The 14,012-nt window shown below is 36.9% G+C and carries 15 protein-coding genes; 6 read left to right on the plus strand and 9 right to left on the minus strand.

The features are described from left to right. Positions 1-8 precede the first annotated feature (8 nt). Together gldB and OQZ33_RS12510 are read left to right on the plus strand one after the other, a co-directional pair. Positions 9-1,040 carry a gliding motility lipoprotein GldB gene (gldB, locus tag OQZ33_RS12505; RefSeq protein WP_265799359.1) on the plus strand — a complete coding sequence of 344 codons (1,032 nt, stop codon included), beginning with the start codon at positions 9-11 and terminating at the stop codon, positions 1,038-1,040. A 74-nt stretch (positions 1,041-1,114) separates the two neighbouring features. Then, positions 1,115-1,891, plus strand: a complete 777-nt coding sequence (locus OQZ33_RS12510; protein WP_265799360.1) for a patatin-like phospholipase family protein — start codon at positions 1,115-1,117, stop codon at positions 1,889-1,891. A 141-nt stretch (positions 1,892-2,032) separates the two neighbouring features. Here OQZ33_RS12510 and OQZ33_RS12515 read toward each other — a convergent pair whose 3' ends face one another. Further along, entirely contained in the window at positions 2,033-2,758 is a 726-nt protein-coding gene (locus OQZ33_RS12515) for a 2-phosphosulfolactate phosphatase (protein ID WP_265799361.1), read from the minus strand. 70 nt (positions 2,759-2,828) lie between these two features. Then, positions 2,829-3,908 carry a glycine cleavage system aminomethyltransferase GcvT gene (gene gcvT / locus OQZ33_RS12520; protein ID WP_265799362.1) on the minus strand — a complete coding sequence of 360 codons (1,080 nt, stop codon included), beginning with the start codon at positions 3,906-3,908 and terminating at the stop codon, positions 2,829-2,831. An 875-nt stretch (positions 3,909-4,783) separates the two neighbouring features. Here gcvT and OQZ33_RS12525 point away from each other — a divergent pair. Then, positions 4,784-5,218, plus strand: coding sequence for a hypothetical protein (locus tag OQZ33_RS12525; RefSeq protein WP_265799363.1), 435 nt, complete (start codon positions 4,784-4,786; stop codon positions 5,216-5,218). A 4-nt stretch (positions 5,219-5,222) separates the two neighbouring features. Here the strand turns inward: OQZ33_RS12525 and OQZ33_RS12530 are convergent, their stop codons facing one another. The 3 genes from OQZ33_RS12530 to OQZ33_RS12540 all read right to left on the minus strand — a co-directional run bounded on the left by OQZ33_RS12530 (position 5,223) and on the right by OQZ33_RS12540 (position 8,434). Then, positions 5,223-6,425, minus strand: a complete 1,203-nt coding sequence (locus OQZ33_RS12530; protein WP_265799364.1) for a glycosyltransferase family 4 protein — start codon at positions 6,423-6,425, stop codon at positions 5,223-5,225. Positions 6,426-6,468: 43 nt separating this feature from the next. Further along, positions 6,469-7,659, minus strand: a complete 1,191-nt coding sequence (locus tag OQZ33_RS12535; protein ID WP_265799365.1) for a WG repeat-containing protein — start codon at positions 7,657-7,659, stop codon at positions 6,469-6,471. Between the two features lie 166 nt (positions 7,660-7,825). Then, positions 7,826-8,434 carry a ribonuclease HII gene (locus OQZ33_RS12540; protein ID WP_265799476.1) on the minus strand — a complete coding sequence of 203 codons (609 nt, stop codon included), beginning with the start codon at positions 8,432-8,434 and terminating at the stop codon, positions 7,826-7,828. Positions 8,435-8,778: 344 nt separating this feature from the next. On the opposite strand from OQZ33_RS12540, the gene OQZ33_RS12545 reads away from it, so the two are divergent. Together OQZ33_RS12545 and OQZ33_RS12550 are read left to right on the plus strand one after the other, a co-directional pair. Beyond that, positions 8,779-9,180, plus strand: a complete 402-nt coding sequence (locus tag OQZ33_RS12545; RefSeq protein WP_265799366.1) for a hypothetical protein — start codon at positions 8,779-8,781, stop codon at positions 9,178-9,180. A gap of 3 nt (positions 9,181-9,183) precedes the next feature. Further along, positions 9,184-9,528: a TfoX/Sxy family protein gene (locus tag OQZ33_RS12550; protein ID WP_265799367.1), complete on the plus strand. Its 345-nt coding sequence runs from the start codon at positions 9,184-9,186 to the stop codon at positions 9,526-9,528. Here the strand turns inward: OQZ33_RS12550 and OQZ33_RS12555 are convergent. From OQZ33_RS12555 to OQZ33_RS12565, 3 genes are read right to left on the minus strand one after another with little or no spacing between them, the layout of a single operon-like run. Next, entirely contained in the window at positions 9,525-10,667 is a 1,143-nt protein-coding gene (locus OQZ33_RS12555) for an ABC transporter permease (protein ID WP_265799368.1), read from the minus strand. The genes OQZ33_RS12550 and OQZ33_RS12555 overlap by 4 nt on opposite strands. Then, positions 10,667-11,803 carry a glycosyltransferase family 2 protein gene (locus tag OQZ33_RS12560; protein WP_265799369.1) on the minus strand — a complete coding sequence of 379 codons (1,137 nt, stop codon included), beginning with the start codon at positions 11,801-11,803 and terminating at the stop codon, positions 10,667-10,669. The genes OQZ33_RS12555 and OQZ33_RS12560 overlap by 1 nt, the downstream gene beginning before the upstream one ends. Continuing rightward, positions 11,781-12,758, minus strand: coding sequence for a hypothetical protein (locus tag OQZ33_RS12565; RefSeq protein WP_416338752.1), 978 nt, complete (start codon positions 12,756-12,758; stop codon positions 11,781-11,783). The genes OQZ33_RS12560 and OQZ33_RS12565 overlap by 23 nt, the downstream gene beginning before the upstream one ends. 41 nt (positions 12,759-12,799) lie before the next feature. Here OQZ33_RS12565 and ruvC point away from each other — a divergent pair, with 41 nt between their 5' ends. Further along, positions 12,800-13,387, plus strand: a complete 588-nt coding sequence (gene ruvC, locus OQZ33_RS12570; protein ID WP_265799371.1) for a crossover junction endodeoxyribonuclease RuvC — start codon at positions 12,800-12,802, stop codon at positions 13,385-13,387. A gap of 128 nt (positions 13,388-13,515) precedes the next feature. Here the strand turns inward: ruvC and OQZ33_RS12575 are convergent, their stop codons facing one another. Next, positions 13,516-13,956, minus strand: coding sequence for a hypothetical protein (locus OQZ33_RS12575; protein ID WP_265799372.1), 441 nt, complete (start codon positions 13,954-13,956; stop codon positions 13,516-13,518). Positions 13,957-14,012 lie beyond the last annotated feature (56 nt).

The raw sequence follows: 14,012 nt of genomic DNA on the forward strand, positions 1-14,012 counted from the left end.
TGTTGTACATGATGTATAACGTAAAACACAGGCAAATTTATCTAATTTTTCTTTTTGCTGCCGCATTTATTTCCTGCAAACAAAGCAAACGCCCTGATGTAAGCAACATTAAGCTCGATATAAAAATTGAACGATTTGATAAAGAGTTGTTTGCCTCGAAAGATAAAAATGTAACCGCTACCAATACCTTTCTTTCAAAAAAGTATGGTTTTTTTTATGATGATTACACTCATAAAATGATCGGCTCTCCTGATTACAGCAACGAAGAAATATTGAATACCCTATTTAATGATAAAGCTTACAGTGATTTAACAAAGGAAGTTGATAGTGTTTACCCTAATTTAAAAATTCAGGAAGCGGGTTTAACGGAAACGTTTAAATACATCAAGTACTATTATCCGAAGGCCAAAGTACCAAAATTAATATCATTTGTTTCTGGTTTTGCTTACCAGATGCCCGTTGGAGACAATTATTTGGGTATAGGTTTAGATATGTTTTTAGGTAAAGACAGCAAGTTTTATGGTGCCATAGTCCAAAGTGTTCCGTTATATCTATCGCGAAGATTTACTCCCGAATATATTGTGCCTCGAGTGGCTGAAACCTATGCTCATGAGGACTTATTTCCAGAACCGGATGAGAACCGAACATTGTTATCCAAGATGATTTTCCAGGGAAAAATTCTTTACTTTCTGGATCAGGTATTACCGGAAAATATGGCCGACTCGACCAAAATTGGCTACACACAACAACAATTACAATGGACCCAAGATTTCGAAGGTGATATTTGGGCTTACTTTTTGGAAAACAACTTCCTTTATGAAACCGACTACCACAAAATCCAGGTTTTCCTTTCTGAAGGACCATTTACACCAGCATTGGGCGACCAAAAGTCGGCACCAAAATTAGGCGTATGGACAGGTTGGCAAATTGTGAGGAAGTACATGGCCGAAAATCCAAAAATAACGCTACAGCAACTCATGGCAGATAACGATGCACAAAAAATTCTCAATCAATCTAAATATAAACCAAAACAGAAGTAAACGTTGGCAATTGGAACGGCCCAACCAGCAAACAAATTAGGCGGTTCTTCAGTTTAAACATCAAGTATTTGTAAATGAGAGTAGGTATCGTATTATCAGGAGGAGGAATTAGAGGGATAGCGCACCTTGGCATTCTTAAGGCATTTAAGAATTTGGGAATTACCTTCAGCCACATCAGCGGAACAAGTGCGGGAGCAATTGCAGGCGCTTTTTTTGCAGCAGGAATTGATCCCGAAGAAGGACTAAGCATTTTCTTAAAAACTAAACTCTGGCGCTTTATTCGCCCGGCCGTTGGCTCACTGGGGTTGATAAATATTGAAAATACCGCACAGATACTTAGAGAATATTTTCCTGAAGATAGCATCGAAAAACTGAAAATACCATTTACAATTGCGGCTGTAAACTTTAGTGAAGGGCGCTTGGTATATTTTACCAAAGGACCATTGATCAGGGCCATACAAGCGTCAAGTTGCATTCCGGGTATTTTTAAACCCATAATGATTGATGGGCAGATGTACGTTGATGGAGGAATTCTGAATAATTTCCCAGTCGAGCCTTTAATGGAAGAATGCGATTTCATTATTGGTTCATCTTGCAATCATTTAAAACCTGTAGATAAAATTACAGGCATTACCAATTTAATGGGACGAGCAGGAATTATGTCGATAAACCATGATATGGAGCGTAAAGCTAAGTTCTGTAATGTGATGATTGAACCAAAAGGTTTAGGTGCTATCAGTACTTTCGATATGAAACGGGCGGAAGATATTTATTGGCTGGCACACGAAGAGGCCTTAATTACCATTAAAAAAACCCCAGAAATCAGGGAACTTATCACGCCAGTCCGCTAAAAGTGAATTTGCCCGCCACAAGTAAGACCAGCTGTAGGATTTTAAAGCAAAATTATAGCTAGAGACTTCGCATGCCAAGGGGTCAGGCAAATTAAAAGATTTTCACCTTCCCCTATTTCCATCATGCTTTTAAAGCCCCCTTCAGGGGGTTTGGGGGTTTAGGCTAACCAATCTTTCCCCGTCCAAAACCGGAATAGCCTTACAAACATTTAACTGCAAACAAAACACCACATCATCCTCAATATCTAATTGTGCTAAACGGTGACTGTGAGAAGATTTATGTAGATATTTCCTTAAATCGTCTTTTGCAAGCAGGTATAGATCCTCAGCTGCAACGCTGGAATCATCGAAGTGTTGAAAATTTTTGCGCAATTGATTTACAACTGCACCAGCAAACAAGGTATCTTCCAGGTTAAATTGGTCTTTCCATCCAGCGCAAAGTAGCAGCACATTCTTATCCTGGCTTGCCAGGTAATTACAAAGCGAATCTAAATTTAAAAATGAACCAATCACCACCTGATAAGCCCGTTTATTGGCCAAATGCAATGCCTTAGTTCCGTTTGTGGTAGTAAGAACAATTGTTTTTCCTGCCACTTTTTCTTTAGTATAAGAAAATGGCGAATTCCCAAAGTCGTAACCTACCACAACTTCACCATTCCGCTCCGCAGCTAATAAATAACCTTTATCGCTGTAGTTTAAGCAATCATCTACATTGGCAACCGGAATAATGGCTTCTGCACCATTTTCAATTCCGTAAGTTATCGACGAGGTAGCCCTTAAAATATCAATAACAACCACAATACTTTGCTCAATATCATACAGATCGATCAAAGCAGGGGTTAAACAAACTTCTATTTTTTTTGACATCTTTGAAGTTATGGGTTATAAGTTATAGGTTATAAGTCTTAAAACGTACAACCTATAACTTACTACTTATCTATTTATAAAATGGAAACTTGACAACTTTAGCCTTAATCGGGGTATTGCGAATGTTGATAAAAATTTCCGTTCCTTCTTTCGAAAATTCTTTAGCTACATAGCCCATACCAATTGCTTTCTGTAACGAAGGTGCCTGAGTTCCAGAAGTTACCTTACCAATAATATTTAATTTGGCATCAGCGATTTCATAATCATGTCGAGGAATTCCTCTGTCAATCATTTCAAAACCAATTAATTTCTTTTGAATGCCAGCTTCTTTTTGTGCTTGTAGTGCATCAGAGTTTGTAAACGGTTTTGAAAACTTGGTAATCCAGCCTAAACCAGCTTCAATTGGCGAAGTAGTATCATCAATATCATTTCCATACAAACAGAAACCCATTTCTAAACGCAACGTATCACGGGCACCTAAGCCTATTGGCTTGATATTATAAGCTGCACCAGCCTCAAAAATTGCATCCCAGATTTTATCTGCATGCTCATTATCAAAATAAATTTCAAATCCTCCTGCACCAGTATAACCCGTAGCCGAAATAACGACATTATCAACGCCTGCAAATGTTCCCTTAACGAATGTATAATACTCCATCGAAGCCAGATTAACATCTGTTAAACTCTGCAAAGCATCAGCCGCTTTTGGTCCCTGAATTGCCAACAAAGAGGTTTTCTCAGAGATGTTGTGCATCTCCACGTTTTGATTGTTAAACTGTTTAATCCAGTTCCAATCCTTTTCAATGTTCGATGCATTAACAACCAACATATAGGTTTTTTCATCTATACGGTAAACCAAAAGGTCATCAACAATTCCCCCATCTTGATTAGGTAAACACGAATATTGAACTTTGCCATCATATAATTTTGAGGCATCGTTACTGGTTACCCGTTGAATTAAATCTAGAGCATTTTCACCTTTCAGTATAAATTCACCCATGTGGCTCACATCAAATACACCTACACCATTACGCACCGTTGCATGTTCAGCGTTTATACCCTCGTAAGTAACAGGCATATTATAACCTGCAAATGGAACCATTTTAGCGCCTAAAGCGATGTGTTTTTCTGTTAATGCGGTGTTTCTCATGAGTAATTTTTAGTTGCGCAAAAGTAATAAGAAAACCGGAATGTTTAAGCCTTAAATTTTTGGCTTTTTAATTGGATATGGAAAAGAATGCAAGCGTTTCATCGCACTTTCAGTCCTGCTTACCGCCTTATTTACCCGATGAAAAAACCGGGACTCGTCTTCGTTCCAATCAGGTTTACATTAACTAATTTGTGCTTAAAATTTAAGTTGTAATAAAGGTAGTGAGTTGATATGTTAGTTAAAGCAGTTGCGAAATATGTAAATTAGAAAATTAAATCACTAACCGAATAAACATACAATGGCAACAAAAATAATAAGTACCACGCCAGAATCAGAAATTCTAAGCACAAGAAACTTCGATGCTCCTCGAGAACTCCTTTATAAAGCATAGACAGATCCAGCACATTTGAAAGACTGGTGTGGACCAAAAGATTTCACCAATACCTTCAATATTTTCGACTTTCGCGTAGGAGGCAGATGAAGCTTTATTGTGCACGGCCCAGGTAAGGGTAACTATCCTAATGAATGTGAATTTACAAAAATCGAAGTGCCATCGCTAATAGCCTGGAAAAGACATTCAAAACCTCACTTTCAAGTTTTGGCCACTGTTGAAGAAACCGCTAAAAACGAAACGCAGGTTGGTTTTTAAAATGCTGTTCAGTTCTCCAGAAGAGTATAATAAACTCAAGCCTTCGTAGTGGATACAAAGAGGAAATTCTAATCGATTGGAATAGATTGAATAAGATGGAATAAGTGAAACCAATTTATGCTAAATTACAAACTTTAAGAAACACCAGATCATGACTAAAATTCGCTTCCAATTGCTCATCTGCTTCCTTATTTTTTCAACGAGCCAGGTTATTGCACAAAGCAAAATGACTAGAAAAGAATTAAAACCTTTTATCGGGAATTGGAAGGGAAGACTTACTTATATCGATTATTCTTCAGGTAAATCCTATACCATGCCTGCCAATATCGAGATTAAGAAGGGTTTAAACGCTAACGAACTATTGATCTCTAATATCTATCCTAACGAACCCGAGGCCAATTCAATGGACACCCTAATTATTTCTGCAAAAGGAAATAGCTTCGATGGAGCAGCTGTAAAATCGATTACCAGATTAAGTGTCGGAAGTACTCAAATTATAACGGAAAGTAGCGGTACGGATGGAAATGAAAAGAAACCGGCGCTGATTAGACATACTTATACGATCAGTAAAACGAATTATTCAAACACAAAAGAGGTACAGTTTTTCGGGGAAACAAAATGGTTGAAGAGACACGAATACAGCTACTTAAAAAGCATGTAATGATTCACGCTGTGATTAATCCTTCATAAATCTCCAGCATTTTACCAGCAATCAATTTTATCCCGTGGTCATTCTCCACTGTTTTTCGGGCATTCTCTCCTATCTCCATCCAGCGCTTCGGATTAATAATACATTGCAAAATGTAGCGGTAAAATTCGTCGGCAGAATCTGCTATTAGAATATCATGCCCATGTCGGCAATTAATTCCTTCAGCTGCGGTAGTGGTAGCGATAATACATTTTTTCATTGCCATGCCTTCAATAATTTTCACCCGCATGCCTGTTCCAGAAATGAGTGGCACAATCATAATCGCTTTCGAATTCATAAATTCAATCGCATCAAAAACTTCTCCCTCAACAATTAGATTATCCGAATCATATTCAAAAAAATGTTTCTGCATATTTTTACCGGCGATGTAGAAACGAAGGTCTTTATTCAATTTTTCAATATCTGGCCAAATATCATCAAGAAACCACTCCAACCCTTCCTGATTTGGACGCCAGTCCATTGCCCCCAGATGAAATAGCGTAGGGAAACTCGTTTTCGTTTTATCAACTTTATACTTTTCTAAATCAATGGCTACGGGGAAAACTGTCATCGGCACTTCGCAACCAAACCTGATAATACTTTGCCTGTCGGGTTCGCTAATGGCAAATATTTGATGGAAACGGTTAATTTGATCCGTTTCATAAGCTTTTAACCGTTGAGCTAAAAAGGCTAAATACTTTCTTCTGATTAAAAAACTTTCAGAGTGAGACAGTCGTTCCCACATCGTAAACTCGATATTATGGGCCCGGTAAATGAGCTTAGCATTGCTATTTGCCTTCACAATATCCAAGTAAGGCACTACAAATAATCCTTCGAACTGGATGACATCAAAGACATTTTCCCGCAGAATATTTTCGAGTTGCCGTGCTGCATCCTCACTAAAATATCTGGAAACGTTATACGATTCATTGGTGAAAATGTTAAAAAAAGCAGACCATACATTTACTTCGGTGTCAAGATCTACCGTATCATACTTGATCTTTTCGAAAATCGGATCGTAAACATCCTCCATATCAATCCGCCCTTTCATAGGGTTTAAGCTAAACAAAGTAATGTCTGCACCAAGTTGCAGCAACCCTTTCATGGTATTATAAACCACAATTGGATAACCACTATTTGGCGGGAAGGGGATCCGCTTAGTAATTAACAGAATTTTCACAATGTGGTGAATTTAACTAATTTAAGCGCTCTTTTAAAATTTATTAGTCACGGAGAGCAACAAATTTTTTGTTCAATACATCGAGTTTTCTTACTCTTCCTATTTTATTCTCGTACACGCTAAATTTACCCTCGGACTCTGCTCTAATGTCATCATAGGTTGGATTGATTATCCAGTTACCTCTCGCATCTACAATGCCATATTTTTTATTTTTTGAATCTTTAGCTACAAAATAGCCTTTATTGAACCATTCCCGATCATCTTTATGGAGCTTCAAAGTCACTTTTTTAACTACATTTTCCGGCTTAGCATTCTCAACATAAATCATTATATAATCTACAGGGCCAGAATAAAAAGTCGTAGCGAAGGTTTTTGCGTCCTTTTCGACTGGCTTTTGTTGAAGATTTTTAGCTAAATAATCATCCACTTCCTGTTTCGATTTTAGTTCTTGTTTATCCATTAGATCAATTGCTTTTTGGTAAATGGGCAATGATTTTTTCGCCCATTCTAACACAGTTATCGAGGGGATTGAATAACTTGTACGCCCTGAACTTTTTAGCATTTTGCCGTTTTTATAAAAGCCGAATGTTTCGCCAATGCGATTATCAATAGCTTTGGGATAGCTTACTTTTACCTCTCCGTTTTGATTGCCTCGCCATTCAATTTGAGCACCGTCAGTCTTGACTATTCTGTTCACACTATCCAATCGATACCCTGTAAAGCTTTTATGCCTAAATTTCACATCAAAATCTACCATCTTAACTGATTTATCGCTTGGAATTAAAAATTCATTGTAACCCAGTTGGCTGCCATCTGCATTCTCCTCATCTAGCTTAGCAGTATCTAGGGTTTTATAATTTCCGTTTACGGCCAACGTGGTTCCGTCCCAAAAATGTAGGCTTGTTGGAATAAATGTTGGGTCATTTGCAATAAGCGAATTGTCTTCAATCTCCAAACCTAACATGTCTTTCAAATCGATAACATCAACAGAGACCTTAATTAGGTTGTTTGGTTTGATCACTTCGGCATCAATTTGTTCATTTTTTTGAATGTAGGATGCGAATTGATCAACGGTGAAATACTTTACTAGATCTACAGTAAAATTATTTTCATCTTTTTCATCAAAATCATTCTTTCCAGACTGATTGGAAGGTTTTATGCGTAAACTCGTTAAATCAATAATGTTTTCAATTTCATCGACATGCGCCTGTAACTCATCTCTTGTTTTGCGCAAATCGTTATCAACATTGCATGCTGAGAGAAGGGTAAAAAAACAACAAATTAGTGTGAATAATTTAACCTTCTTAAAGTGATTTGTTTGAGAGCACGTCATAAAAATTTTATTTTTAAAAATGAATTGATTTATCAGACAAGATAAAAATGAATTTTAATAAAGCGAATTATATCGCCTTTGAAAACAAGTCGAGTTGAGGATCGCTTACATTAAAAGTTTTGCGATGAAAAGGCGATAAACCTATCTCAATGACTGCTTTACGGTGGGCAATGGTTGGGTAACCTTTGTTTGATAGCCAATTATAATGTGGAAAATCGAGATGAAGGTTGCTCATGTATTCATCGCGATGGGTTTTTGCCAGAATAGAAGCTGCAGCAATATTCAGATACTTTCCGTCGCCTTTTATAATGCAGCTGTGTGGAATTTCCGGATAAGCTTTGAACCGATTTCCATCGATAACAAGGTAACCAGGTCTAGTGTGAAGCTTCTCAACTGCTCTATGCATCGCCAGAAAAGAAGCATTAAGAATGTTGATTCGATCGATTTCTTCATGATCACACGAAGCTACCGCCCAGGCCAAAGCTTCCCTTTCAATTATCGGGCGCAGTAAATCTCGCTGTTCGTGTGTTAATTGTTTTGAATCGTTTAAGCCTTCTAACACAAAACCTTTTGGTAAAATTACCGCCGCGGCAAACACCGGACCCGCTAAACAGCCTCTTCCAGCCTCATCGCAACCGGCCTCTAAAAATTCTTCCTGATAACAAGCTAATAACATCATGCAAATTTAAAGAATAACGATTAAAATTTGTGAACAGGATAAGAAAGGGTTAAATTAGTTTTAAACAACTTTTAATGAAGAGGCTAAAATTACTACTTATACTTCTATCTTTTTGTAGTATTGTTTTAGCTCAAGGCAACAAAAAAGCACGCATATATCCACCCACTGAAGAAGAAGGCAGTATTCTTGAACAAAGATGGGATTGCATGTTAAGGAATAATTATACTGTTAGCGAAAGGTTGAAAATATTTCCATTTAGCACGTATAAAAAAGTTGTTTTGATTTCTTTCGAACCGCAGTAACCAACTCTAGATAATATTGCAGATGTAGATGGAAATCCTTTGTTAGATGATAATATCAAGCAAGATTCTATTGGTTATTTTCCTGTAAAGAACAAGAGATTCTACAAAACTAAAGCTCTTGAGATAAAAATTTTGACAGGAAAAGAGATTGCTAAATTGACACACATCCTTTACAACATTGGCGTTAAATCAAACAAAAGTTATCATGGCCTTAAAAATTTTGAGAAAGGCGCTAACTGTTACAATCCTAGAAATGCAATTTTATTTTTTGATGACAAAGGTAGTGTTCCAGAATACATAGAGTTTTGCTTTGAGTGCAAAAGACGAAAAGTGAGTTCAGAAAAAGTAAAATTGAATGTATTTTGCAACCAGAAATATGATATTATTAAAGCATTCTTTATATCTACGGGAATTAAGTCTGTTGAAGAAAACAATAATTAGCCAATGAGATACAATGAAATCCTTGCTAACCGTGTACGCGAAAAATTAATGCTTTTACCAGATGTAGAAGAGAAGGAAATGTTTGGTGGGTTGGTTTTTATGGTAAATGATAAAATGTGTATCGGAGTGATGAAAGAAAAATTGATGCTTAGGATTAATCCTGGAATCTTACCATCACTGGCTAGCCAAGATGGATGGGAGCAAATGATGATGAGTAAAACTGTTATGAAGGGTTATATTTTAGTTTCAGAAGATGTGCTAAATAGAAAAGATGAGCTCAGTTTTTGGGTAGACATGGCCTTAGCGTTTAATCCCTTTGCTAAAGCATCAAAGAAAAGAAAAAGTTAAACCGTAGTATTCTGCCCCTTTACATCAAAAGCATCCCTTAAACCAATTGCTAAAACATTGAAAGCATAAACGGTGAGCATAATTGCCAAACCAGGGAAAACTGCTAGATAAGCGGCATCCATAATGATATAGCCATAATGTTCTTTGATCATGCTTCCCCAGCTTGGCATTGGCGGCTGCGCACCGAAACCCAAGAAACTCAGTCCAGTTTCTAACAAAATAGCTGATGCAAAATTAGAGGAGGCAACAACTAAAATTGGTCCCGCAATATTAGGTAAAATGTGTTTAATGATGGTTCTTGAGGTGCTAAAGCCCAAAGCTCTTGCGGCCTCTACAAACTCCACTTCTTTCAAAGCCATTACTTGCCCACGTACCAAACGGGCCACTTCTACCCATGTAGACAAACCAACAGCAATAAAAATTTGCCAAAAGCCTTTTCCAAGCGCAAATGAAATCGCAATAACCAATAGCAGCGATGGTAATGACCATACTACATTCATAAACCAACTGATTGCAGCATCAGTTTTTCCACCAAAATAGCCAGCAATTGCGCCTAAGCTAACTCCAATAAATAGCGAAATTAAAACAGCCATTAAACCAACAGATAGGGAAACACGAATCCCCAGAATCATTCGGCTTAATAAATCACGCCCGTAGATATCTGTACCTAGCCAATACGTTTTTTCGTGAACATTATATTGTTCAAATAATGTAGCGGGTGTACCAAGCTTAGAATATGGCGTACACTTGGGACAAAGTTCTCTTAAACTATACTTTATTTCTGAAGCTTTCTCTTCGTCACCGATGTATGGCGTTATAAAGACATCCTTATCTTCAATTCGATAAGACACAATTGGAATACTTGTAATACCCGACTTCTGTCCATTTAGCATTTTCCTAAAAAAACCATCCTCTTTTATATTAGGGTTTTTATTGAGAATGACAAATTTAAATGTACTTCCAGGCTGTTTCTTATTAAGGGGTAATATTTGCGTATTGGCATCAAGTGTACTATCGGGCGTAATGATATAACCTAAAATACCCATCAATACCAAGAGTAAAATAAAAATGAGACCGCCAAAAGCGAGCTTATTTCTTTTAAACTTTAACCAGACTTTTCTAGATGGGCTATTATCCATTATTTAACCATTCTGCCTTTCCAATTGTACTTACCGCTGTTTCCGGCAATACCAATGTAAACGATGTAAAGTATATGCAAAACATTTAAAACTGGGATTAATACGAGTAGTCTCCGCTTATTTGCGAAGCCGGTCACATCCCATAAAAATAATGTTTCTAAAATCATTTTAACTATCAATTGGTAAATTGTTATGGTTAAAAATCCCGGAATAAATAATCCTGTAATGAAGTTTGCTAAAATACTTAAATTGAATACCCAAACGAAAACACCTAAAACGATGATAGCTTTATTTTTATAACGTGTGCTTTTGGAAGCCCACCTTTTCCGTTGTTGGATAAATGATTTTAAGTTTTCCTTCGCCTTGGTATAAACAATAGCTGACCTGTTTTTCAGAAACCCTATTTTATCTGGATACTTTGCAGCGATTTTATGCAACAAAAGTTCGTCATCGCCAGAGGCCAAATCATCTATCCCCTTAAAACCGCCCACCTCATAAAACGTAGCTTTCTCATAAGCCAAGTTGGCGCCGTTACATGTAGATGGCTTTTTATTCCCAATTGTGGATGCACCTAAGCCAATTAGATATAGAAACTCTAAGGATTGTAACCGTTCAAAATAATTTTTCTCTTCAAAATAAGAGACAGGCGAAGAAATCATCTTATATCCCTTATCCTGATAAAATTCTACCACCGAACTAAGCCACTTTGTACCCATCACACAATCGGCATCTGTAGTGATAATTAAATCGCCACTGCAAGAGCCAATGGCTGTTTGAATCGCCTTTTTCTTATAGGAATTTAAAGCCAGATTCTCGTTTAGCTTGATAAGTTTAACACCACAATTAGCATAAGAAGCAACAATTTCTGCGGTGTTATCGGTAGAATGATCATCGATAAAAATGATTTCTGTTAATTCCTTTGGATAATTCTGGGCAATTAATGCTTCTATTGTTCGCCCGATATTCAACTCCTCATCACGTGCAGCAACAATTACAGAAACTTTGGTAGATGGAGTGATGATACTTTTTTTATATCCATTCAGGCTATACCAGCCTTTGATAAAAGTAAGCACAAGTAAACCATAAACAATGGTTAAAGCAGCGGATAGTAGACTAACTAGTTTTAGGATTTCCAAAAAAATTGAGTTTAAAGACGAAATATGTGCCTAAGATAGCAGGAATAATAATATTTATTAGCCAAATACTGGCTGTACAGGCAATAACCGCAACGTGTTGATTGGTTACATGTTTAAATAATTCTACCGCGGTTACACTTCTGATGCCTACATCGAAGAGATCCAATGATGGCAGTGCAGATTGAATCAGGAACAAAAGGCAAGTCATCATTACGATATCCAGATACTGCAAACCAGGGATCAGCCATACAAATAAAATGAAGTATTGAAAACTAAAAACCAGATACCGGGCCAAACAGAAAAGCATGATTTTAAAAAGTTCTTTTTTTCTATATCGACCTAGAATGCTATAAAATTTTTTGTATTTACGGGTGAATTTAAAAGAAAGCAGAATGCCATTAAGCCATTGAATATTGAAATAAAATACAATGAAAAATAAGCAGATTCCCATAGCGAAAACCACAACAGCTAGAAAAACAAGATGATCGATCGGCACAAATCTGTAAACAAAAAAGCAGGCTGCTATAGCACCGAAAACGTTTGTCAACACCAGTTGACCAATGTTACCAACCGTCATAGCAACAATGCCCACTATTCTACGTTTTGGGGAAAGAAAAAAAACTCTCCCTCCATATTCGCCTAACCGGTTTGGGGTAAATATGGCTAATGTTAAACCGCAAAAAACAGATTCGATTGCCCTGTAAAAACTGATGCGTTCGATGTGACTCATTAATCTTTTCCACTTTGCGGCTTCCAGAAACCAGTTTAAAAACATGAGCAAGACTACGAACCCTATAATACCAAAAATTTCGACTTGTGGAATATCTTTCAAAAGTGTTGCAAAATTCTCAAGATTTTTATTGGCAACAAGCTTATGATAAATGAACCAAAAAGCAAATACTACAATTGCAGCTTTGATTAATATTGATAATATATTTTTATTCTTGCCTGTCAAGATTATCATTTTAGTTTGCAAATATGCTTAATATTGCTGTAATGTTGAATGAAAAAAAAGAACGGATAATTATGGGCATCGACCCCGGCACTGCAGTAATGGGCTATGGCATAATTTTAGAGAAGGGAAATAAAACAGAACTGATTAGTTTAGGGGTAGTTAAGATGACTCACCTTGATGACCCATTCTTAAAACTGCAACGCATTTTCGAAAAAACAGTGGTGCTAATTGATCAATACAAACCAGATGTTTTAGCGATTGAAGCACCTTTTTATGGAAAAAACGTTCAGGTACTCTTAAAATTAGGAAGAGCGCAAGGCATCGCAATTGCAGCAGCACTTTCCAGAAATATTTCGGTAACAGAATACGCTCCGAGAAAAATCAAACAATCCATCACCGGCAACGGAAACGCAACTAAAGAGCAAGTTGCTTCGATGTTACAAAGGTTATTGAATTTTAAAGAAACACCAGAGTTTTTAGATGCAACCGATGGTTTAGCCGTTGCTGTTTGCCACTCTTTTCAAAAAATCACCTCAACGGGCAAATCGAAAACTTATTCTGGGTGGGAGTCTTTCGTGAGCGATAACAAAACGAAAGTGAAGGGTCTGGCTGTGAAAGTGAAGAAATAATCGGTCAGTGAAACACCGACCGGCTGATTAGACACCTTTTTCGTCATTGAGAGAAATGATTCCTCCTATCATTTCGTGGCCGTCTTAATCAAAAATAAAACACTTATTGTCTTGTTATTAAGTTCTGTTTAACTTGCTTGCGGAGGCGGACCGATGCTAATATCTGGTAAAACTTCAGTGTTCTGATCCAACTTCTCTTGTAATATGACGGTATAAGATGTAAGAATATCTACTGAAATTACCATAAAAACCAGACTATGCCTATCATCATCATACCGAAGGAAGCTTGATGTAGCTTTTTGATCTTCGTGTATCAAAATATAACCCAAATTATCCTTCGCATAGTTGATAAACGTGAGGTAGTTTTGTTCATCCATGGTTTTATAATTAAGCTGAACTATATCATCACCTAATAAGCTGATCATCAAGGCCTCATTTCTTCCTTTATATAGTTTAATAGGATCTTCATTGCTTTGAGAAATAAACCCCAAGCGACGCAGATAATCATCTACTTCCTCAAAATGATCAAAGTCGTATAAATACCAGAGTGCTTCCGGTTTAATAAGCATAGAGTTCATTTGCTAAAAATATAAATTTTAATAATGAAGTCACAGCGAAGTCGAAG

It is taken from the genome of Pedobacter sp. MC2016-05 (assembly GCF_026239735.1).
In the GTDB taxonomy this organism is placed as follows: domain Bacteria; phylum Bacteroidota; class Bacteroidia; order Sphingobacteriales; family Sphingobacteriaceae; genus Pedobacter.